19 protein-coding genes are annotated in these 21,304 nt (G+C 71.4%); 9 read left to right on the top strand and 10 right to left on the bottom strand.

The features are described from left to right. Positions 1 to 67: 67 nt before the first annotated feature. Positions 68 to 1,609, bottom strand: a complete 1,542-nt coding sequence (gene dacB / locus ACZ6YG_RS16970; RefSeq protein ID WP_148029476.1) for a D-alanyl-D-alanine carboxypeptidase/D-alanyl-D-alanine endopeptidase — start codon at positions 1,607 to 1,609, stop codon at positions 68 to 70. Between the two features lie 94 nt (positions 1,610 to 1,703). After that, a complete protein-coding gene (locus tag ACZ6YG_RS16975) occupies positions 1,704 to 2,261 on the bottom strand; it encodes a DUF1707 and FHA domain-containing protein (protein WP_148029477.1) in 558 nt (185 codons plus the stop codon). Positions 2,262 to 2,349: 88 nt separating this feature from the next. Here ACZ6YG_RS16975 and ACZ6YG_RS16980 point away from each other — a divergent pair, with 88 nt between their 5' ends. From ACZ6YG_RS16980 to ACZ6YG_RS16990, 3 genes are read left to right on the top strand one after another with little or no spacing between them, the layout of a single operon-like run. After that, positions 2,350 to 2,862 (top strand): PadR family transcriptional regulator, encoded by a 513-nt coding sequence (locus ACZ6YG_RS16980; RefSeq protein WP_148029478.1) that lies wholly within the window; start codon positions 2,350 to 2,352, stop codon positions 2,860 to 2,862. Then, positions 2,859 to 3,539: an ABC transporter ATP-binding protein gene (locus ACZ6YG_RS16985; RefSeq protein WP_466018531.1), complete on the top strand. Its 681-nt coding sequence runs from the start codon at positions 2,859 to 2,861 to the stop codon at positions 3,537 to 3,539. Before ACZ6YG_RS16980 ends, ACZ6YG_RS16985 begins: the two co-directional genes overlap by 4 nt. After that, positions 3,536 to 6,190 carry an FtsX-like permease family protein gene (locus ACZ6YG_RS16990; protein WP_466018532.1) on the top strand — a complete coding sequence of 885 codons (2,655 nt, stop codon included), beginning with the start codon at positions 3,536 to 3,538 and terminating at the stop codon, positions 6,188 to 6,190. Before ACZ6YG_RS16985 ends, ACZ6YG_RS16990 begins: the two co-directional genes overlap by 4 nt. Here the strand turns inward: ACZ6YG_RS16990 and ACZ6YG_RS16995 are convergent. Continuing rightward, positions 6,147 to 7,529, bottom strand: coding sequence for an MFS transporter (locus ACZ6YG_RS16995; protein WP_466018533.1), 1,383 nt, complete (start codon positions 7,527 to 7,529; stop codon positions 6,147 to 6,149). The two genes, ACZ6YG_RS16990 and ACZ6YG_RS16995, sit on opposite strands and share 44 nt — an antisense overlap. Positions 7,530 to 7,579: 50 nt before the next feature. Next, positions 7,580 to 8,434: a hypothetical protein gene (locus ACZ6YG_RS17000; RefSeq protein ID WP_148029482.1), complete on the bottom strand. Its 855-nt coding sequence runs from the start codon at positions 8,432 to 8,434 to the stop codon at positions 7,580 to 7,582. Positions 8,435 to 8,672: 238 nt separating this feature from the next. On the opposite strand from ACZ6YG_RS17000, the gene serA reads away from it, so the two are divergent. Continuing rightward, positions 8,673 to 10,262 (top strand): phosphoglycerate dehydrogenase, encoded by a 1,590-nt coding sequence (serA, locus tag ACZ6YG_RS17005; RefSeq protein ID WP_148029483.1) that lies wholly within the window; start codon positions 8,673 to 8,675, stop codon positions 10,260 to 10,262. 405 nt (positions 10,263 to 10,667) lie between these two features. Here serA and ACZ6YG_RS17010 read toward each other — a convergent pair whose 3' ends face one another. After that, positions 10,668 to 11,483, bottom strand: coding sequence for a class I SAM-dependent methyltransferase (locus ACZ6YG_RS17010; protein WP_466018534.1), 816 nt, complete (start codon positions 11,481 to 11,483; stop codon positions 10,668 to 10,670). Between the two features lie 107 nt (positions 11,484 to 11,590). Between ACZ6YG_RS17010 and ACZ6YG_RS17015 the strand changes: the two genes are divergently transcribed. Both ACZ6YG_RS17015 and ACZ6YG_RS17020 read left to right on the top strand, forming a co-directional pair. Beyond that, on the top strand, positions 11,591 to 12,637 hold the full coding sequence (locus tag ACZ6YG_RS17015) for a 3-isopropylmalate dehydrogenase (protein WP_148029485.1): 1,047 nt from the start codon (positions 11,591 to 11,593) through the stop codon (positions 12,635 to 12,637). Positions 12,638 to 12,813: 176 nt separating this feature from the next. Then, positions 12,814 to 13,911: a branched-chain amino acid aminotransferase gene (locus ACZ6YG_RS17020; protein WP_466018535.1), complete on the top strand. Its 1,098-nt coding sequence runs from the start codon at positions 12,814 to 12,816 to the stop codon at positions 13,909 to 13,911. Positions 13,912 to 13,924: 13 nt separating this feature from the next. On the opposite strand, the gene ACZ6YG_RS17025 is transcribed toward ACZ6YG_RS17020, so the two are convergent. Beyond that, complete coding sequence (locus ACZ6YG_RS17025; protein WP_397198806.1) at positions 13,925 to 14,548, bottom strand: TetR-like C-terminal domain-containing protein; 624 nt, start codon at positions 14,546 to 14,548, stop codon at positions 13,925 to 13,927. An 82-nt stretch (positions 14,549 to 14,630) separates the two neighbouring features. Between ACZ6YG_RS17025 and ACZ6YG_RS17030 the strand changes: the two genes are divergently transcribed. Next, the gene (locus tag ACZ6YG_RS17030; RefSeq protein ID WP_466018536.1) at positions 14,631 to 15,809 is read left to right on the top strand and encodes a DUF418 domain-containing protein; all 1,179 of its coding nucleotides are present in this window, start codon (positions 14,631 to 14,633) and stop codon (positions 15,807 to 15,809) included. A 3-nt stretch (positions 15,810 to 15,812) separates the two neighbouring features. On the opposite strand, the gene ACZ6YG_RS17035 is transcribed toward ACZ6YG_RS17030, so the two are convergent. The 4 genes from ACZ6YG_RS17035 to ACZ6YG_RS17050 all read right to left on the bottom strand — a co-directional run bounded on the left by ACZ6YG_RS17035 (position 15,813) and on the right by ACZ6YG_RS17050 (position 18,767). Further along, on the bottom strand, positions 15,813 to 16,358 hold the full coding sequence (locus ACZ6YG_RS17035; protein WP_271277430.1) for a Uma2 family endonuclease: 546 nt from the start codon (positions 16,356 to 16,358) through the stop codon (positions 15,813 to 15,815). Between the two features lie 75 nt (positions 16,359 to 16,433). Further along, a complete protein-coding gene (locus ACZ6YG_RS17040; RefSeq protein WP_397198804.1) occupies positions 16,434 to 17,672 on the bottom strand; it encodes an RNA polymerase sigma factor in 1,239 nt (412 codons plus the stop codon). Between the two features lie 5 nt (positions 17,673 to 17,677). Continuing rightward, positions 17,678 to 18,028, bottom strand: coding sequence for a YciI family protein (locus ACZ6YG_RS17045; protein WP_148029491.1), 351 nt, complete (start codon positions 18,026 to 18,028; stop codon positions 17,678 to 17,680). 82 nt (positions 18,029 to 18,110) lie between these two features. Continuing rightward, the gene (locus tag ACZ6YG_RS17050) at positions 18,111 to 18,767 is read right to left on the bottom strand and encodes an O-methyltransferase (protein ID WP_466018537.1); all 657 of its coding nucleotides are present in this window, start codon (positions 18,765 to 18,767) and stop codon (positions 18,111 to 18,113) included. Between the two features lie 90 nt (positions 18,768 to 18,857). Between ACZ6YG_RS17050 and ACZ6YG_RS17055 the strand changes: the two genes are divergently transcribed. Together ACZ6YG_RS17055 and cimA are read left to right on the top strand one after the other, a co-directional pair. Further along, positions 18,858 to 19,505: a DsbA family protein gene (locus ACZ6YG_RS17055; RefSeq protein WP_466018538.1), complete on the top strand. Its 648-nt coding sequence runs from the start codon at positions 18,858 to 18,860 to the stop codon at positions 19,503 to 19,505. Positions 19,506 to 19,697: 192 nt separating this feature from the next. Beyond that, on the top strand, positions 19,698 to 21,272 hold the full coding sequence (gene cimA / locus ACZ6YG_RS17060) for a citramalate synthase (protein WP_466018539.1): 1,575 nt from the start codon (positions 19,698 to 19,700) through the stop codon (positions 21,270 to 21,272). Positions 21,273 to 21,304: the final 32 nt, after the last annotated feature.

Consider the following 21,304-nt stretch of genomic DNA (forward strand, 5'->3'; position numbering starts at 1 on the left):
CACGCGTCCAGGGCACAAAAAACCGGGTGCGCCCGTTGGGGCGCACCCGGTCAGAAAAGTGATCGTGCTAGCACTGCGCGGGCTTGAGCCACGAGCACTCCAGGTCGGGCGACTCCTCGGCGGCCGACTTGAGCTGGACCGCGGCGTCCACCGTCGCGGTCCTGGAGAACTGCGCGAGGCGGATCGCGATCTTGTCCTCGATGTCCTTCGGCGAGGACGACAGATACTGGTTCAGCATGATGGAGAACACCAGCGGCTCCCCGTCGGCGCTCGTCACGTATCCGGACAGCGCCGTGACGCCGGTGAGCGACCCGGTCTTGGCGCGCACGTTGTTCGCCGCCGGAGTGTCGCGCATCCGGCTGCGCAGGGTGCCGCCCACGAACCGGTCCGCGTTCCCCGCGACCGGCAGCGAGTCGTACCACGCCTGATACCACGGCTTGTCACGAACGGCGAGCAGCAGCTGCGCGATCGAGGCGGGCGTGATGCCGTCGCGGCGCGACAGGCCGGAGCCGTCGCGCAGGTTGAGCACCTGCACCCCGTTGGCGCGGGCGAAGTCGGAGCTCGCCTTGAGCCCGGCGGCCCAGGTGCCCTGGTCGGCGACCTTGCGGCCCATCGCCTTGGTGAGGATCTCGGCGTGGATGTTGTTGCTCAGCTTCATGAACGGCACGAGCAGCTCGCTGAGCGGCATCGACTCCTTCTTCGCCAGCTCCTTCGCACCGCCGGGGGCCGCGCCGGCCACGGTCTTGCCCAGCACCCGCACGCCGTGCTTCTTGAGCGCGTCGCGGAACAGCGCCGCGGTGTAGGAAGCCGGGTCGTCCACGGACACCCACTCGTTGTACGTGGACGCGACCGTGCCGGTGATGACCACGGTCTTCGTGCCGTGCGTGCGCTCGATGAGCACATCGGTGGACGATCCCACCGTGGCCTTGTTGACGATCTCCAGGTAGTCGGTGTCCGGCGTGGTGGTCACCTTGACCTTGCCGCCGTCGGGCGCGACGGTGACGATCACCGAGCCCGCGTCGTAGTCGCGGTCGGGGGAGGCGGTGAGCGCGGAGATCGGGGCCGCGTAGTAGGCCGTCTCGTCGTCCCACGCCCAGTCCTGGCCGAGCCGGACCGCGTCGAACCAGGTGTCGTCGGCCACGAGCTTGCCGGTGACCAGCTTGACGCCCGAGCCGGCGACCTCGGCGGCCAGCGCGTCGTAGTCCTCGGCCAGCATGGTCGGGTCACCGGTGCCGCGCAGCACCAGGTCGCCCGTGAGCACGGAACCGGCCTTGCGCCCGGAGCTCAGCACGCTGGTGGTGAACCGGTAGTCGAGGCCGAGCACCTCCGCCGCCGCGGCCGACGTGAACAGCTTGGTGTTGGACGCCGGCATCAGGAGCTTGCCCGCGTCGGTCGAGTAGAGCTCCTCGCCGTTCGCCGCGCTCTTGACCATCACACCGGCCTGGGCGATGGTCAGCCGGGAGTCGGCGAGGATCTGGTTGATGTCCTGGGCCAGGTCGGCCACGCCGGGCGAGGGTTCGAGCGCGACCGCGGGGGAGGAGGGGCCGGACGCCCACGCGAGGGCCGCGACGAGCGCGCCCGCGACGAGGGATGCTGAGGTGCGCCGCATAGGGGGTCTCCAAAGGGATGCGACAGGGGCTCGCCTGTGATCATGAACCAGGCGGCGCACGGTGTAATCCGCAAATATCCGTATTTTTGTGGAACTAGGGCCCCTCGGCGTTCATGACGAACCCGCAGTCGCCGAACGAGACCTCGTCGCCGGGCTTGACCCGGGCCGGGCCGACCAGCCGCCAGCCGTTGAGCCGGGTGCCGTTGAGCGAGCCCAGGTCGACCAGCATCCACTCGCCGTCGTCGTCGCGGCGCAGCTCGGCGTGGACCCGGGAGACCGTCAGGTCCGACAGGACGAGGTCGCACGCGGACCCGCGGCCGACCACGTAACGCCGGCGGTCGTCGTCGGGCAGGGCGAGGCGGGGCAGCCGGGGCTTGCGCCAGGCGGACTGCAGGCTGGTGGTGAAGTCGGAGACCGCCGACACCGCGCCGGTGACCGCGTTCGTCACCCGCCGGCGCAGCGTGAGCCGCCGCGGCAGGTCGGCCACGAGCGCGTCGAGCTCCTGCTGGTTGCGGGCGCGCAGCGCCTGGTCGACGCGGACCACGAAGGTGTCGTGCGAGAGCCGCCCCTCGGCGGCGCGCTCGCGGAGCTCGTCGATCGCGCGATCCCGTTCGCCATCAGAGGCGCGGAACGGTGGGTGCGTCGAGCTCATCTCCCGAGTATCGGCCGCGAGTGCGCACCCTGTCCAGAATACGCGGATCTGTTGCCAAGAGCATACCGAGTATGCATACTCAGTATGCATGTCGATCAGACACGGACTGCTCGCCCTCCTGAGCGGCGAGCCACGCTACGGCTACCAGCTCAGGGTGGAGTTCGAGGCGTCGACGGGGGCGACCTGGCCGCTGAACATCGGCCAGGTCTACACGACGCTCTCCCGCCTGGAACGCGACGGCCTGGTGGCGCCGGGCGGCGCCGACGATCAGGGCCGCACCCTCTACGCGATCACCGAGGCGGGCCGGGAAGAGCTGGCGACGTGGTTCGCCACCCCTGTCGGCCAGACCGACAGGCCCAGGGACGAGCTGGTCATCAAGATCGCCATGGCGGTCGCCGCCGCCGACGTGGACGTGGCCGGCGTGATCCTGGCCCAGCGGATGGCCACCATGCGCACGCTGCAGGAGCTGACCAGGGCCAAGCGCGGCGCCGCGGACGGGGCCGCCCAGCGGCTCGTCCTGGATTCCATGATCTTCAAGGCCGAGGCGGAACAGCGCTGGCTGGACCACTGCGAGGCCGTACTCAAGGAGAGGAAGGCATGAGCGTGCTGGAGATGCGGGAGGTCACCCGGACGTTCGGGGACGTGCCCGCGCTGCGCGGCGTCACCCTGGCGGTGGGACGCGGCGAGCTGCTGGCCGTGATGGGCCCGTCCGGGTCCGGCAAGTCCACCCTGCTCAACCTGGCCGGCGGGCTCGACCGGCCCACCTCGGGGAGCGTGTCCGTCGAGGGCGCCGACCTGGCCTCGGTGCGTGATCTGGCCGCGCTGCGGCGCGGCGGCATCGGGTACGTGTTCCAGGACCTGAACCTGATCCCGTCGCTGACCGCCGCCGAGAACGTCATGCTGCCGCGCGAGCTCGACGGCGTGCGCGCCGGTCGGGCCCGCGAGGAGGCCGAGGCCGCGCTGCGCGAGGTGGGCGCGGACGAGGTGGCCGGCCGCTTCCCCGGCGAGCTGTCCGGCGGCCAGCGCCAGCGGGTGGCGATCGCCAGGGCGCTGGTCGGCGAGCGACGCCTGCTGCTGGCCGACGAGCCGACCGGCGCGCTCGACACCGCGACGGGCGACGACATCCTGCGGCTGCTGCGCGAGCGGTGCGACGCGGGCGCGGCCGTGCTGCTGGTGACGCACGAGCCGCGCTACGCGGCCTGGGCCGACCGCGTGGTCTACCTGCGCGACGGCCGGGTGGCCGACTCGACCGCGGAGCCCCTGGAGAGCGCGAGATGAGCGCGTTCCTGGCGGCGCTGCGCCTGTCCCGCAGGGAGGCGCTGCGCGCCAAGGGCCGCACCGCGCTCGTCATGGCCATGATCGGGCTGCCCGTGCTGGTCTTCACCGCCCTGCTCACCTACGACGCCACCGTGGACGTCGCACCCGGCGAGGACATCACGGCCGAGCTGGGCGCCGCGGACGCGCGGATCGTCACCACGGCCCACGGCGGCCGCGTCTCCCAGCCCGTGCACGGCCGGTTCATGCTGGCGGCCGAGGGGCCCGCGACGGACGGCACGGTGCGGACCGCGGACGAGGTGACCGCGCTGCTGGACGCCCGGCTCATCCCCTATGACGTGGGATCGGTGGAGATCCGCGACACCGACCGCTACCACGAGGTCAGTGCGCTGGAGCTGGACCTGCGCGACCCGATGACCCAGGGCATCCGCCTCCTGGCCGAGGGCCGTTTACCCGCCTCCGCGGGTGAGGTGGCCGTGACACCCGCCCTGGCCCGGGGGTCGGGCCTGCGCGTCGGCGACACGATCACGGTGACGGCCAGGGACCGGCGGGTCCGCGTGGTCGGCGTGGTCGAGCACCCGCACAACGTGGAGATCCAGGAGGTGGTCGGCCTCCAGCACACGCTCCTGCTGGACAAGCGCGGCGGGCACGGTCCCGGGTGGCTCGCCGACTCCGCGCGTCCTGTCCTGTGGGAGGACGTGCGGCGACTGAACGGCATCGGCATGCTCGTGACCTCCCGTGCCGTGCTGACCGGTCCGCCGGTGGCCGGCGCGTACGGTGACCCGTTCGACCGCGCGCTCGGCGCGCCCGCCCTGATGACGCTCGCCGCCATGGCGGTGCTGGTCGTGATGGAGATGGCCCTGCTGACGGGCCCGGCCTTCGCCGTCGGGCTGCGGCGCCGGCGCAGGGAACTGGCGCTGATCGCCGCGCAGGGCGGCTCCGCCCGTCATCTGAAGGTGATCGTGCTGGCCGACGGGCTGGTGCTGGGCGGGGTGGCCGCCCTGCTCGGCGCGGCGCTGGGCACCGGCGGCACGCTGGCGCTCATGCCGCTGCTCAAGCGGCTGCTGGGCCAGTCCGGCCCGGCGGACGTGCCCTGGGGCCCGGTCCTCGGCGTGACGGCCCTCGGCGTGGCGGGCGCGCTCGTCGCGGCCCTCGTCCCCGCCGTGTCAGCCGCGCGCCAGGACCCGGCCCGCGTGTTGGCCGACCGCGAGGAGAGCGCGGGAGCCGGCGTCGTCGCGCGCCGTGCCCGGCGTTTCGGGGTCATCAACCCGCGCGGTGCCCGGCGTCCCGCGCTCGCCGGCTCGCGGCGTGGGCGACTTCCCGTGCTGGCAGGACTCCTGCTGGTGGGCGGGCTTGCCGTGACCGTGTACGCGCTGCGTGGCGGGCGTCCGTACGGGGTGATCGCCGACGCGTTTCTCCTGCCGGCCGGTGTTCTGGTGGTGCTGGGACTGGTCGCGCTCATCCCGGTGATGGTGACGGCACTCGGCGGGCTCGTCGCGCGGCTGCCGCTCCCGCTCCGTCTGGCCGTACGCGACGCCGCCCGCCATCGGACCCGTACGGCGTCCGCGGCGGCGGCGGTGATGGCCGCCACGATGGGGGCCGTCACGCTGGGCATCGGGGTGGAGAGCTCGATCACCGTCGCCCTCACGACGCACCGGGCCCAGCAGCCGCCGGACACGCTGCGGATCGCGGCCAGGCAGGTCGACGACCGGGGATGGGCCGACCTGCGCGCGGCCGCGGCCAAGGCGCTGCCGGGGGTGCCGCTGGTGCCCGCGGGCAAGGCGTTCGACAGCGAGGGGAGGGCCGTGCAGATCCTGGCGGACGAGAATCCCAGGATCAGCTACTTCCTCGTGGACCCGCCCATCGGCGACGCCCGCCTGCTGGCCTTCTTCCAGGGACGGCCCGACCCGCGGGCGGCCGAGGCGCTGGCCGACGGCAAAGCGGTGGTGTTCGATCCCGCGCTGCTCCAGAACGGTACGCTCGCCCTCCAGTTGACGGCGGACGGCGGGGGAGGAGGCAGTCTCGTCCGGATCCCCGCCGTGGCGGCGGCGTCCGGCGACCCGGGCAGGACCGGTGTCGTGATCCCGCCCGCGGCCCTGGAGAAGGCCGGGTACACGGTGGCCGAACGGGTGCTGTACGCCACGCACCGGTCCGCCGACGTCCAGCGCCTGCAACGGCAGCTCAGCATGCCGTCCGCGCGCGCGGACGTGGCCGTCCTGGACAGGGAGGCGCCCTCGACCCTGGGCATGTTCTGGTGGGCGTTCGGCCTGGCGCTGCTCCTCAGCCTCGGCGGCACCTTGGCCGCCACCGGGCTGGCCGCGGCCGACCTGCGCCGCGACCTGGACATCGTGTCGGCGGTCGGCGGGCCGCCCAGGACGCGCAGGGCGATCCTGGCCGCTCAGGCCGGCTTCATCGCCGGGATCGGCGCCCTCGTGGGCGCGGCCGGCGGCGCGGTCATGGGCGCGGCGATGGCCGTGCCGCTGACCAGGGAGCGACAGCCGCTGGGTGCCCTGGACGGCCTGGGGCCTGCCGTGATCGCCGTGCCGTGGGCGGCCACGGCCCTGGTGGTGCTCGGGCCGCCGCTGCTGGCGGCGCTGGTGGCCGGGCTCGTCACACGGTCGCGTCAGGGACCGCCGGGGAGACGGTTCGCTTAGGGTCCCTGAGCTGGTAGCGCAGCGTCATCACGACCGACAGCAGGATGATCAGCGCCGGGACCGCGGTCTGCCCGATGAGCACCGCGGTCACGGCGCTGTCCGGCTGCTCGACCCGCTGGCTCGCCACGGACGACAGGAACCCGCCGATGCTCAGGATCGATCCCAGGATCAGCGCGCCGAACGCGCTGACCCCGCTCTCGATCGCCGTCCACAGGCCGGTGAACACGCCCGCCCGCCGCTTGCCCGTGGTGGCGGCGTCCACCGCGATCACGTCGGCCAGCATCGAGAACTGCAGCAGGGTGACCCCCGCGACCCCGGTGCCGACCAGCAGGATCATCACGTGCGCGTACCAGCCGCCGAAGATCGGGGTGGCCAGCGCCAGCGCCGTGCCGGCGGCGAAGGTGGAGGCCGCCATGATCATCGCGTTCCGCTTGTCGAAGCGCTTGGACAGCCACGTCCACATCGGCATCGTCAGCATCATCGGCACCACCAGGGCGGCGAACAGCGTGGTGGTGGCCCGGGGATCGCCGATCGTGTACGTGGCGAAGTAGGGGGCGGCCGCCAGCATGATGGCCACGGCGAGCTGCTGCGTGCAGCTCAGCGCCGTCAGCCAGATGAACGCCTTGTTGCCCCTGACCACCGCGAACTGCTTGATCAGGCTGCCGGTGTCGGCCTCCGGCGCACCCGTCATGGGGGCGCGTGCCGTACCGAAGAAGGATCCCAGCATGGCGGCGAACAGCACCACGGCGATCACCACGCCCATGAGGCGGTAGCTCGCCAGCGTGCCGCTCTCGCCCTGGCTGTTGACGATCGCGGGGGCCGCGACGCCGGCGATCGCCGTCGCCGCGCCGACGAACACCATCCGCCACTGCAGCAGCGACGTCCGCTCGTGGTAGTCGTCGGTCATCTCCGCGGGCATCGCCTTGTACGGCACCTCGAACAGCGCGTAGGCCGTGGCCGCCGCCATGAAGCAGGCTCCCACGTACAAGGCGGCGGGGATGCCCGTGAGCGGCGGGCCGGCGAACACCAGGAAGAAGGCGACCGGCAGCGTGCAGGCGCCGGCCAGCAGCCACGGCCGGCGCGGCCCGAGCCGCGAGACGGTCCGGTCGGACCAGCGGCCCACCAGCGGGTTGATCAGCAGGTCCCACACCTTGGGCGCGGTCACCACGATCCCGGCCAGCCACGCGGGCACCGCCAGGAAGTTGGTCATGTAGAACAGCAGCAGCAGTCCGGGCACGGAACCGAAGGTGGCGGTGCAGAAGGAGCCGACACCGTAGCCCAGCCGCACGCCTCTGGGGACCGTGGGGGCGGCCACGGCGGGTGCGATCACGGAACTCATTGAAGCCGAGCGGAAGACCGTTCGGTAGGGCCTAGTTCGACGGATCCACGCTATTCGTTCACGTTGGCGCATACCACATGCGCGCCGATCTCCACCATGCGGCGCTCGCTGAGCGAGTCGGCCACCCTGGCCATGAGGATCGGCGCCCCGCTCGCCGCGAGCTGCGGCAGCCGGGCGCGCACGCCCCGGTGGAGGTCGCGCACCACGTCCTCGGCGGCCGTCATGTGGACCTTCACGTGCAGCATGATGCCGGGAGCGCCGGAGGCGGTGCGGGCCTCGGAGATCCACACGTGGTGGACCAGCGGGAAGTCCATGAGCAGTTGCGCGACGGCCTGGCGCAGCGCGGGCAGGATCGGGTGCGCGCACCGGCGGTAGCCGGGGTCGACCTGCTGCATCGGCCCCGACAGATGCGGTCTGGGCGCCGGGATCCACGGGAGCGGGGGCGCCTCCTGCGACCGCGGCGCGGCCTGGGCGATCGCGCCGCTCCGCGACACCGTGGCCATCGCGCCCGTCGCGTACGCGGCGGGGGCGGCCCCGGACAGGACGGGGGTGGGCCCGGTGCGGGTCGAGGTGAGGAAACGCTGCAGGTCGTCGATCGGAACGGCGGCCGCGGCCGGGCCTGCGGCGTCGATCACGATCTCCCGGACGCCGGTGACACGCTCGATGTCGAGGATGGTGTCGGCGTCACAGGCCGAGAGCGAATGGGTGCCGTGGTGTCTGGCGTAGGTCGCCGCGCTGGTGTATCCGAGCAGCACGCGGTCACCGGCCTGGGTCGTGCCCAGGACGACGGATCGATCCGGTCGCACGGCCACCAGGACTCCACCGTCAGCGAGAGCCGCCAGCAACCGGTGCGGAGCACCATGCTGGGCGAGCACGTCGGCAAGCGCAGGATTCCCGATGCTCATATGACGAACCATAGGTAGTCGGCCACGGCTTATCAGGCTAATGGCGAATAATTCTCCGGATCAAGATGAAGATGGCTGCGGTGTGGATGACTTGTCCCGTCCAGGGGTACGGACCGCGTCATCTCAGATGCTGATCCTTCGTGAAAGCGTTCACAAGCCACCGATAGACTCTCAGGTGACCGGGGGACCCATCGACGTGTCCCTGACGCCCGCCGCACGCTACTAAGGACTCACGCTCGTGAACAAGCCCGTCGTACTGGTCGCAGAGGAGCTCTCCGAGGCCGGCCTGGCCGTGCTCGGTGCCGATTTCGAGGTCCGCCACACCGACGGCGCCGATCGGTCCCAGCTGCTGCCCGCCCTCGCCGACGTGGACGCGCTCATCGTCCGATCCGCCACCAAGGTGGACGCCGAGGCGATCGCCGCGGCGCCCAAGCTGCGCGTCGTGGCCAGGGCCGGCGTCGGCCTCGACAACGTCGACGTCGAGGCGGCCACCAAGGCCGGCGTCATGGTGGTCAACGCGCCCACCTCCAACATCACCAGCGCCGCCGAGCAGACCGTCGCGCTCATCCTGGCCAGCGCCCGCAACACCGCGCAGGCCCACGCCGCGCTGAAGAACGGCGAGTGGAAGCGGTCCAAGTACACCGGCGTCGAGCTCGACGAGAAGGTCGTCGGCATCCTCGGCCTGGGCAAGATCGGCCAGCTCGTGGCGCAGCGGCTGCAGCCGTTCGGCGTCGAGCTGATCGCCTACGACCCCTACCTGCCGCCGGCCCGCGCCGCGCAGATGGGCGTCCAGCTCCTGAGCCTCGAAGAGGTGCTCAAGCAGGCCGACTTCCTCACCGTCCACCTGCCCAAGACCAAGGAGACCGTCGGCCTCATCGGCGACCGCGAGCTCCACGAGGTCAAGCCGTCGGTGCGCATCGTCAACGTGGCCCGCGGCGGCATCGTCGACGAGGCCGCACTCTACGCCGCGATCAAGGAAGGCCGCGTCGCCGGCGCCGGCCTCGACGTGTTCGCCAAGGAGCCCTGCACCGACAGCCCGCTCTTCGAGCTCGACCAGGTCGTCGTCACGCCCCACCTGGGCGCCTCCACGCATGAGGCCCAGGAGAAGGCCGGCACCCAGGTCGCCAGGAGCGTGAAGCTGGCGCTGGCCGGCGAGTTCGTGCCCGACGCGGTCAACGTCCAGGGCGGCGCGGTCGCCGAGGACGTCAAGCCGGGCCTGCCCCTGGCCGAGAAGCTGGGCCGGGTCTTCACCGCCCTGGCCGGCGAGGTGGCCACCAAGCTCGACATCGAGGTGCGCGGCGAGATCGCCGCGCAGGACGTGCGGGTCATCGAGCTGGCCGCGCTCAAGGGCGTCTTCTCCGACGTCGTCGAGGAGCAGGTCACGTACGTCAACGCGCCGCTGCTGGCCAAGGACCGGGGCGTCGGCGTCGACCTGGTCACCAGCTCCGACAGCCCCGACTGGCGCAACGTGGTGACCGTGCGCGGCGTGCTGGCCGACGGCCGCCAGGTCTCGGTCTCCGGCACGCTGTCCGGCCCCCGGCAGATCACCAAGATCGTCGAGGTCAACGGCTACGAGATGGAGATCGAGCCGACCGCCCACCTGTCGTTCTTCACCTACACCGACCGTCCGGGGATCGTCGGCGTGGTCGGCCGCATCCTCGGCGAGCAGGGCATCAACATCGCCTCCATGCAGGTCTCCCGCCACGCCAAGGGCGGCAAGGCGCTCATCGCGCTGACCGTCGACACGGCCATCCCGGCCGAGGTGGTCGAGCAGATCGGCCAGGAGATCGGCGCCGACACCGGGCGCTCGGTCGACCTGGAGGACTGACGGCTCCAGCGACGACGGCCGCCGCCGGGCTTCCGGCGGCGGCCGTTTCGTTGTCTCACGATGCGAGATGCTAGGACATCCAACGAGATGCTCGGGTAACCTGGCTGGTGATGCGTCAGGTGCTCGTACTCATTGCCTGCCGCGGCGGGGCCTGTTAGGGCAGGTCGACGACCCGCCGCGGTGAGCGGCGTCGCGTCGGCCGGTAAGCCCCATCGCCCGGTCCGTGACCCGGACTGGCGAGATCAGGCCCGGTCGGGTCCGCGACCGGGGTTCCGACTCACTGCAAGCACACACCCCGCGAAACGAGATGATCACCATGCGCGAGTACGCCGCCGACGAGCACCGTGACGAGGCCGCCGAGGCCCTGCAGACCGCCCTGGACCGCCGCGACAACGGCGGCGCGCCTCAGAACTCCAGCCGGTAGAAGACGGCCGCCCGCCGCATCGCGGGCACCGCTCTCATCAGCCGGGTCACCAGGCGCAGTCCTCTGGCCAGCCGGTCGTAGCCCGGCAGGTCGAGCGCGCTGATCGCGTCGCGGCAGCGCAGGCGCGGGTGGATCGACTCGAGGTCCTCAGGGCCTCCGACGGCCCAGTGCATCCGCGCCCCGGCCTTGCGCACCGGGCTGTTGAGCACCTGGAGCCGCAGCCCGAACGGGCTCAGGGCGTCGAAGACGAACTCGCCGTGCGGGAAGCGGTCCACGATCCGCCGGAAGAGCTCACGGCCGCCCGTCTCGTCGAGGTAGTAGACCAGCCCTTCGGCGAGCACGAGCACCGGCCTGCCGGCGGGGACGCGGTCCAGCCAGCCGGTCTCGGTGACGGACGAGCCGATCGTCGTGTATCCGGGACGCCCAGGGAACAGCCTGCCGCGCAGCTCGACGACCTCCGGGAAGTCGACGTCGAACCAGGCGACCTCCGGCGGCGGGTCCATCCGGTGGACGCGAGTGTCGAGGCCGCACCCGAGGTGCAGCACGGTGGCGCCGGGATGGGCGGCGAGGAACTCGGCCGCCCACCGGTCCAGGAACCTGGCCCGGAACGCCACCGCTCCGGCGTTGCGGGGGCTCATGCCTAGCTTGGTGAAGTCGTGGTCGATCCGCTCGACCGCCCGCACGGCCATCGTGTCGTTCAGGATCGGCTCGGGGGAGCGGGCGTCCAGCGCCCGGCCGTACAGGGTGGCGAGGAGCGTGGCCTTCTCGCCGTCGAGACACACCTTCTCGGCAGCCATGACGCCACGGTACGCCCGCGGTGTGAAAGATTTGGGTCAGCAGCACCACCTGTCCACACAATGAGATCAAGTGTTCGTCAGCCGAGACGAGCCGGTAAGGTACGCCCATGGAGTCGCGCAACATCCGCCTGGCCGTCATCCCTGGAGACGGCATCGGCACCGAGGTGGTGGCCGAAGGTCTGAAGGTCCTGGAGGCCGTCGGCACCAAGATCGATGCCACCCATTACGACCTGGGCGCCGCCCGCTACCACCGCACCGGCGAAACGCTGCCCGATGCCGTGCTCGAGGAGCTGCGCGGCTACGACGCCATCCTGCTCGGCGCCGTCGGCGACCCCAGCGTCCCGCCCGGCGTGCTGGAGCGCGACCTGCTGCTCAAGATCCGGTTCGCCTTCGACCACTACGTCAACCTGCGCCCGGTCAAGCTCTTCCCGGGCGTCGAGACGCCGCTGGCCGACACCCCCGTCGAGAACATCGACATGATCGTCGTCCGTGAGGGCACCGAAGGTCTCTACGCCGGCACCGGTGGCGTCATGCGCCGCGGCACCCCGTACGAGATCGCCACCCAGGAGTCGCTCAACACCGCCCACGGCGTCGAGCGGGTGGTGCGCTACGCGTTCGAGAAGGCCCGCTCCCGCCCGCGCAAGAAGCTCACGCTGGTCCACAAGACCAACGTGCTCACCTACGCCGGCGACCTCTGGCAGCGCACCGTCGACCGCGTCGCGGAGGAATACTCCGACGTCACGACCGACTACAGCCACATCGACGCGGCCTCGATGTTCTTCGTCAGCCAGCCCGAGCGGTTCGACGTCGTGGTCACCGACAACCTCTTCGGCGACATCATCACCGACCTCGGCGCCGCCATCGCGGGCGGCATCGGCCTGGCCGCCAGCGGCAACATCAACCCCGAGGGCACCGCGCCGAGCATGTTCGAGCCGGTCCACGGCAGCGCCCCCGACATCGCCGGGCAGGGCAAGGCCGACCCGACCGCCACCATCCTGTCCGTCGCCATGATGCTCGACCACCTCGGCCTGTCCGCCGAGGCCGCCAAGGTCGAGCAGGCCGTCGCCGACGACATCGTCGAGCGCCTGACCGGGTGGAGCAGCCGCACCACCCGCGAGATCGGCGACGACATCACCGAGCGAGTATCGAGCTAGGGCCGCCCCCAGCTCGACGAGCAGCGCCCGGCGGTTCCCCCAGGACCCGCCGGGCGCTTTTTCGTGTCCACCCCCGCCCTCCCCTTGCCATTCCAAATGGCGAGACAATAGGAAGTACGGACTGCCCCTGTTTGTGGCAGTGCCGCCCGAAATCGCAGAGAGAAGGACCCAGCGTCATGACCATCGCTCAGAAGCTCAGCTTCGACGTGCAGCTCTCCGGCCACGCTCGCACCGCGGCCGAGCGCGAGCAGGTACTGGCGAACCCCGGATTCGGGCAGGTCTTCACCGACCACATGGTCTCCGTCGACTACACCGAGGGCCAGGGCTGGCACGACGCCCGCCTGGAGCCGTACGCGCCGCTCACCCTCGACCCCGCCACCTCCGTCTTCCACTACGCGCAGGAGCTCTTCGAAGGGCTCAAGGCCTACCGGCAGGTCAACGGCTCTGTGGTGATGTTCCGCCCGTACGCCAACGCCGCCCGGTTCAACCGCTCGGCCACCCGCATGGCCATGCCCGAGCTCCCCGAGGACGCCTTCGTCGAGTCGCTCGAACTCCTCGTCCAGACCGACAGGGACTGGGTGCCCACCACCGAGGGCCACAGCCTCTACCTGCGGCCCTTCATGATCGCCACCCAGGTCGGGCTGGGCGTGAACTGGCCCTCCAAGACGTACCGCTACCTCGCCATCGCCTCGCCCGCGGCGTCCTACTTCTCCGGCGGCGTCAAGCCCGTCTCGGTCTGGCTGTCCACCGAGTACACCCGCGCCGCCCCCGGCGGCACCGGCTTCGCCAAGTGCGGCGGCAACTACGCGGCCGCGTTCGTCGCCCAGCGGCAGGCCGTCGAGAACGGCTGCGACCAGGTGGTCTGGCTGGACGCCGCCGAGCACCGCTACGTCGAGGAGATGGGCGGGATGAACCTGTTCTTCGTCATCGGCGGCAAGCTCGTCACCCCGTCGCTGACCGGCACCCTGCTGCCCGGCATCACCCGCGACTCCATCCTCGCCCTCGCCGCCGACCTCGGTCTTGAGACGGAGGAGCGGCTCATCACCGTCGAGGAGTGGCAGGCCGGGTGCGAGTCCGGCGAGCTGACGGAGGTGTTCGCCTGCGGCACCGCCGCGGTCGTCACCCCCGTCGGCTCGGTCAAGGGCGCCGACCGCGCCTGGACCGTCGGCGACGGGAACGCCGGCGAGGTGACGATGCGCATCCGCGAGGAGCTCATCGGCATCCAGTACGGTTCGCGCCCCGACACCCGCGACTGGATCCACAAGATCGCCTAGTCGTCCGCCGGCATCACGCCTCAGGGTCCGGACGGCGCCGTCCCCGCACGTCCGGGCCCAGCCCGATCGCCGGCAGTATCGCCTGGTCCACCATGTCCGCCAGGTCGGCGTCGCTGGGCGGCGTCCTGGTGTCGATCAGCCGCTTGGTGACGAGCGCCTCCCCGATGTCGGCCACGACCGGGGTGAGGAGCTCGGCGGGGAAGTGGCCGCGCTCGGCGTAGTGGCGCAGCACGGTGTTGGTGAACGTGCCGCCCCGTACGGCGAAGACCCGGTCGACGAGCTCTTCGGAGATCTTGGACGCGCTCACCGGGTCGGTCAGGATCAGGGCGACGGCGTGGCCCGCGGGGCTGAGCATCCAGTCGCGCATGAGCCGGAGCGCCCTGATCAGGTCACCGCGCAGGTCGTCCGCCCCCGGGCTCGGCTCCTCGACCGGATGCGCGTGGTAGAGCGCGTCCAGCAGCACCTCGATCGGATCTGACCAGCGACGGTAGAGGGTCGTGCGGGCGGTCGCCGCCCGCTTGCCGATGCCGTCCATGGTCAGCCGTGCGACGCCGACCTCCACCACCTCTTCGAGCACCGCGGCGTGGATGGCCGCGATCAGCTCCTCGCCCCGCCGCCGCGTTCGGCTGTTGTTCACGGCTGTTCCCTTGGTTGGCTACAGCGGTGTATCTTACCTTCAACTTAAGCTACACTCGTGTATCTAATTCCAGGGGATAGTCATGTCCACCACCGTCATGTCCGCCGATCGGAGGGCCGTGCCGCTCGCCCGCCGGTCCCTGGCCCCCGACCTCGCCCGAGGTCTCATGCTCCTGCTCATCGCGGTGGCGCACGCACACATGTACCTGTCCGGGCACCCGGTCGGGTTCCGCGGCTACACGCTGGACGGAAGCGCCCTCGACCGGCTGGTGGCCGGGATCCAGATCCTCCTCGTGGACGGGCGGGCGCTGCCGATGTTCGCCGCCCTCTTCGGCTACGGCCTGGTGCAGCTCGCGAGCCGGCAGCTCGCCGCCGGTCGCGCATGGCCGGACGTGCGACGGGTGCTGCGCGCCCGCAGCCTGTGGCTCCTGGCGTTCGGGTTCTGCCACGCCCTCCTGCTGTTCTTCGGCGACATCCTGGGCGCGTACGGCCTGGTCGGCCTGGTGCTCGTGGGCTTCATCCGGCGCAGCGACCGCGCCCTGCTGTGGGCCGCCGGCCTCACGACTGTTCTGCACGTCGCCGTCCTCGCCCTGTTCGGGCTGCTCACCGTGAGCGCCGACAAGGGCGACTCGATCGCCGGCATGGGCGACCCGGCGGAGGCCCTCATGATGCGGGTCGTCGGCTGGTCCGGGATGACGCCCACGTACTTCGCCGCGAGCGTCGTGCCCGCTTTCCTGTTCGGGATCTGGGCGGCCCGCCGCCGCGTGCTGGAGGAGCCGTGGGCGCACCGGACGCTGCTCCTCCGGACCGGCGTCGTGGGCACCGCGATCGCGGTCGCCGGTGGCGTGCCGCTCATGCTCGTCGACACCCGGCTCTGGGCGCCCTCGGACGCGATCGGCGTGTCCGCGTACGCCCTGCACAGCGTCAGCGGCATCGCCGGCGGTCTCGCGTACGCCGCGCTGATAGGACTCGCCGTGGCCGGTGGAGCCCGCCGCGCCGCGCCGGGCCCGGTGGCCAGGGCGCTGGCCGCGTGCGGTCAGTGGTCGCTGACGTGCTACCTGCTCCAGTCCGTGGTCTTCACCGTGGTCTTCGTGCCGTACCTGGGCGGGCTCGGCACCCGTGTCGGCGACGCGGCCGCCTCCGCCGTGGCCGTGCTCACCTGGCTGGCCACCGTGGTGCTGGCGGCGTTGCTGTCCCGTACGGGCCGGCGCGGACCGGCCGAGACGTTGCTGCGCCGCCTGACCTACCGCCGCGCGGGCTGAGGGTCAGAGGTTGAGCAGGCAAGTCGTGTCGATCGCGCAGTCCCACGGGTGGGGCAGCGTCAGGGGAGCGCCGGCCGGCTCCACCGTCTCGCGTCCGTAGCCGCTCGGCGCCGGGTCGCTGTGGAGCTTGAGCAGGCGCTGGAACGGGTCGACCACCAGGTAGAGCGGCACCCCGGCCGGAGCGTAGCCCATTGGCTTGATCACGTGGTCGTCGTAGGCGTTGCCGGCCGAGACCACGTCGACCAGGAGCAGAGTGCTGGCGCCGTGGACGGCCTCGTCGGTCTCCATGACCGGCTCCTGCGGGACGATCGTCAGGTCGGGGACGTACCGGTCGGCCTCGTCGCCGAGGTGGACGGTGATGTTCGGCCAGATCTCCCAGCCCCGCCCGGCGACCACGGGCGCGAGCTGGGCGATCAGCTGGGCGATGATGGTGTTGTGCTGCCAGGTGCCGGGCTCGTTGACCACGATGCGGCCGTTGACCAGCTCGACGCGGAGCTCCGGGAAGACGTCCCGCACGGTGCGGTAGCGCTCTTCGACAGGCCTGATCATGTCTCCGCTCCCGACTCTGGGTGATCGATGCGTGACAGAGCGTAATACCAGGGCGCGGGAACGGCAAAGAGCAGGTCAAGTGACGGCGGCCAGGCGGCGGCGCAGGTGGGCGCGTTCGGGCTCGGTGCCCGCCAGGTCGAGCGCCTCACGGTAGGCGGCCGCGGCCTCGGGGAGCCGGCCGAGGCGCTGCAGCAGGTCGGCCCTGGCCATCGGATAGGGCGCGTAGGCGCGCAGCCGGGGCTCGCCGGCCAGCGCGTCGAGCAGCGCCAGGCCGGCCTCGGGGCCGTCGCGCAGCGCCACCGCCGCGGCCCTGTTCAGCTCGACGACCGGTGAGGGCGCGAGCGCGAGCAGGACGTCGTAGAGCGCGACGATCTGCGGCCAGTCGGTGGTCGCGACGTCCGCGGCCTCGTCGTGCAGCGCGGCGATCGCGGCCTGCACCCCGTACGGGCCGGGCGGGCCGCCGGCCAGCGCGGCGGGCACCAGCCGCAGGCCCTCCTCGATCATCGCGCGGTCCCAGCGGCCCCGGTCCTGTTCGTCCAGCAGGACCAGCTCGCCGCCGGGCCCGGTGCGGGCGTCGCGCCGGGCGTGGATCAGCAGCATCAGCCCGAGCAGGCCCGCGACCTCCCGCTCCGCGGGCAGCAGGCGGCGCAGGATCCGCGCCAGCCGGATGGCCTCCTCGGCAAGGTCGAGCCGTTGCAGGTCGGGTCCGGCGCTGGCCGCGTACCCCTCGGTGAAGATCGAGTAGATGACCTGGAGCACCCCGGGAAGCCGCGCGGGCAGCTCGTCGGGGCCGGGGGCGCGGAACGGGATGCGGGCCTCACGGATCTTCTTCTTGGCCCGTACGATCCGCTTGGCCATCGTGGCCTCCGGCACCAGGAAGGCGCGCGCGACCTCTGGAGTGGCCAGTCCGCCGAGACAGCGCAGCGTCAGCGCCCCGCGGTCGTCGGCGTTCAGCGCCGGGTGGGCGCAGGTGAAGAACAGCTGCAGCCGCTCGTCGGGCAGCTCATCGCCCGCGCCGGTGGGCGAGGGCGCCGCCCGGTCGGCCTCCACCTGCAGCAGGGCCAGCCGGGAGGCGTACGTCCTGTCGCGCCGCAGCCGGTCGACCGCCCGGCGCCGGGCGGTGGTCATCAGCCACGCGCCCGGCTTGGGCGGCACGCCGTCGACCGGCCAGCGCACCAGCGCCGCCTCGATGGCATCCGACGTGACCTCCTCGGCCAGGTCCAGGTCGCCGAAGCGGCGCACCAGGGCGGCGAGCAGCCGGCCGCGCTCCTCCCGGAAGACCGCCTCCACGTTCTCCGCGTACGGGCCGGTCATGACGGTCAGCCCTCGAAGTCGGCGATCGGCCGCACCACCACCGAGCCGCCGCCGGTGGCGCCCGGGCAGCGGGCCGCCCAGTCGAGCGCCACGTCCAGGTCGGGGACGTCGATCACGTAGTAGCCGCCGAGGACCTCGCGGGTCTCGGCGAACGGCCCGTCGGTGATGGCCCGCTCGCCCTTCGCGTCGACCCGCACGGTGGTCGCGGTGGTCAGGTCGGCCAGCGAGTGGCCGGCCACGAAGATCCCCGCCTCCTGAACGGCCTTGTCGTAGGCCATCCAGTCCTCGAAGGACGCCTCACAGCCCTCCTGCGCCTGGTCGGTCCCGGCGCTGTTGATCAGCAGCATGTACTTCATGGTTCTGGCTCCTTCTGCCGTGCTTGTGCCATGTCTACGAACGGGACCCCGCCCGATGGACACGAGGCCGGCAGGATTTTCCTCAGGCCGGCGTGACCCGCTTGCGGATCAGGGTCAGCCCGTCCGCGACCGGCAGGATGACCACGGTCACCCGGGGGTCCTCCCGCACCAGCGCGTTGAACTCGCGCATGTTCACCGTAGCCGGGTCATTTTTACCGGGGTCGGCCACGTGCCCCGACCACAGCGTGTTGTCCACCATGATCAGCCCTCCCGGCCGCAGCTTGCCGACGAGCAGTTCGTAGTACGCGGGATACCGCGGCTTGTCGGCGTCCAGGAACGCCAGGTCGATCGGCTCGGTGAAGTCCCGCAGCGACTCCAGCGCCGGCCCGAGCGTCAGCGTGACCCGGTCGGCGACCCCGCCCTTCTCCCAGTACCGGCGGGCGACGGCCGTCCACTCCTCGCTCACGTCGAAGCAGTGCAGCGTGCCGCCGGACAGCCCGCGGGCGATGCAGAGCGAGGAGTACCCGGTGAACGTGCCCACCTCGACGGCCACCTCAGGCGCCACGAGCTGGGTGATCATCGTCAGGAACGTGCCCTGGTCGGCCGAGATCTGCATGCCCGCGTGGTCGCCGGTGGCCGCGACGGTCTCCGCGGCCAGCTCCTCCAGCAGCGGGTCGGGCGGCGTGGAGTGGTCGAGGATGTACCGGGCCATGGCCTGGTCGAGGAGAAATGCCTTCATGAGGGTGATTCTGGCCTGATGTGGCCGGATAACACCTATGTTCCCAGTTCCGATAGGGTCGCGGCGATCGGCGGACGAGAGCGGGCGGGGATGAACAAGAGGGTGGCGGCCATCGTGGCCGCCGTTGCGGTGCTGGCCGTGATGGGATTCGTGACGCTGGTCCAGCAGGGGCCGTCCTCCGACGGCGTGCGGCTGATGCGGCAGGCCGACGGGTCCATGGTGCTGGCCGACCGCGGCGGGCAGGCGCCGGTGCTGGTCCTGTACGAGGACTTCGAATGCCCCGTCTGCAGGGAGCTGCACTCCCGGGTCGACGACACGATCGAACGCCTGGCCAGGGAGGGCAAGGTCAAGGTCGTCTACCACCCCGTCACGATCTTCCGGGACGAGCCGTCGCGGTCGAACTCCATCAGGGCCGCCGCGGCCGCCCGGTGCGTCCCCGAGTCGAGCTGGCTGGCCTTCCGGGACGAGCTGTACGCGATGCAGCCGGTGCCGCACGGCGTGGCCACCGGGTTCACCGTGGAGGAGCTGGTGGCCGCCGCGCGCAAGGCCGGCGCCGCCTCCGCCGAGTCGTGCGTCAACTCCCAGGCGTACGCGGAGGCGCACCTGCGCGACACCGCAGGCATCCGCGTCGAGGGCACGCCGACCCTGGTGCTCGACGGCCGGGTGATGGGCAACGAGGCGTTCGACCCGGCCGCGCTGGAGAAGGCCATCACGGGCGGTGACGGGGTAACCGTCTGACCAAATCTCGTCCGTACTGTGAGATCGATGTCCCGGGCACTGGATTCGTATGGCAGACTCGGGAGCACCATGTTCTACGGTCTGCTCATTATCGGCAGGCGCGCTGGCTAACGCAGGGACACCGCCAGCGCGCAGACCTCTCACGTCCGTGAGGGGTCTTTTTGTTTTCCTCCACTCTCAGAAAGAGAATCCATGGCCGACGACCGGTTCCACGTCTATGACACGACGCTGCGTGACGGCGCACAGCAGGAAGGCCTCAACCTCACGGTGGCCGACAAGCTCGCTGTCGCGCGCCACCTGGACGGGCTGGGCGTCGGCTTCATCGAAGGAGGGTGGCCCGGCGCCAACCCCAAGGACACCGAGTTCTTCAGGCGCGCTCGAACAGAGCTCGACCTGAGGCACGCGCAGCTAGCCGCGTTCGGCGCGACCCGCCGGGCAGGTGTGAAGGCGGCCGACGACCCCCTGGTCGCCGCTCTGCGCGAATCCGGCGCGCCGGTCGTGACCCTTGTCGCCAAGAGTCACGACCGGCACGTGGAGCTGGCCCTCCGCACGACTCTCCAGGAGAACCTCGCGATGATCCGCGACACGGTCTCTCACCTTCGTGCGGAGGGTCAGCGCGTCTTCCTTGACGCCGAGCACTTCTTCGACGGCTACAAGTCCAACCCAGCCTACGCGCTGGAGGTCGTCAGGACCGCCGCCGAGGCCGGGGCGGACGTGATCGCCCTGTGCGACACCAACGGCGGCATGCTCCCCGACGAGCTGGCCGAGATCGTCCACGACGCCGTCCAGACCAGCGCCAGGGTCGGCATCCACTGCCACGACGACACCGGCTGCGCGGTCGCCAACACGCTGGCCGCGGTCAAGGCCGGCGCCACCCACGTGCAGGGCTGCGCCAACGGCTACGGCGAGCGCTCCGGCAACGCCAACCTGTTCACCGTGGTCGCCAACCTGCAGCTCAAGCGCGGGTTCGAGCTGGTGCCGCCGCAGGCGCTGGCCGACATGGCCCGCATCGCGCACGCGATCACCGAGGTCACCAACGTCACCCCCAACTCGCACGCACCGTACGTCGGCGCCTCGGCGTTCGCCCACAAGGCCGGCCTGCACGCCAGCGCCATCAAGGTCGACCCGAACCTCTACCAGCACATCGACCCCGCCGAGGTCGGCAACGACATGCGCATGCTGGTCTCCGACATGGCGGGGCGCGCGTCCGTCGAGCTGAAGGGCCGCGAGCTGGGCTACGAGCTCACCCCCGGCAACACCAAGGAGCTGGTCGACCGGGTCAAGGACCTGGAGTCCAAGGGCTTCACCTTCGAGGCAGCCGACGCCTCGTTCGAGCTGCTGCTGCGCGACACCGTCCACGGCGAGCGCAGGCGCCACTTCGAGGTCGAGTCCTGGCGCGTCATCGTCGAGCACACCAAGGGCGGCGAGCTGGTCAGCGAGGCCACGGTCAAGCTGCACGCCAAGGGCGAGCGGATCGTCGCCACCGGCGAGGGCAACGGCCCGGTCAACGCCCTCGACAAGGCGGTCCGGCTGGCGCTGGAGAAGCTCTACCCTGACCTGGCCAAGGTGGAGCTGGTCGACTACAAGGTGCGCATCCTCGAAGGCACCCACGGCACCGGCGCCATCACCCGCGTGCTCATCACCTCCAGCGACGACACCACCGGGTGGTCCACGGTCGGCGTCGGCCAGAACATCATCGACGCCTCCTGGCAGGCGCTGGAGCAGGCGGTCACGTACGGCCTGCTCCGCGCCGGACACGAGTGCTGAGCGGCTGAACCGTTGGAGGGGCGTCCTTGCGG

It is taken from the genome of Nonomuraea sp. NPDC054003 (genome assembly GCF_055585125.1).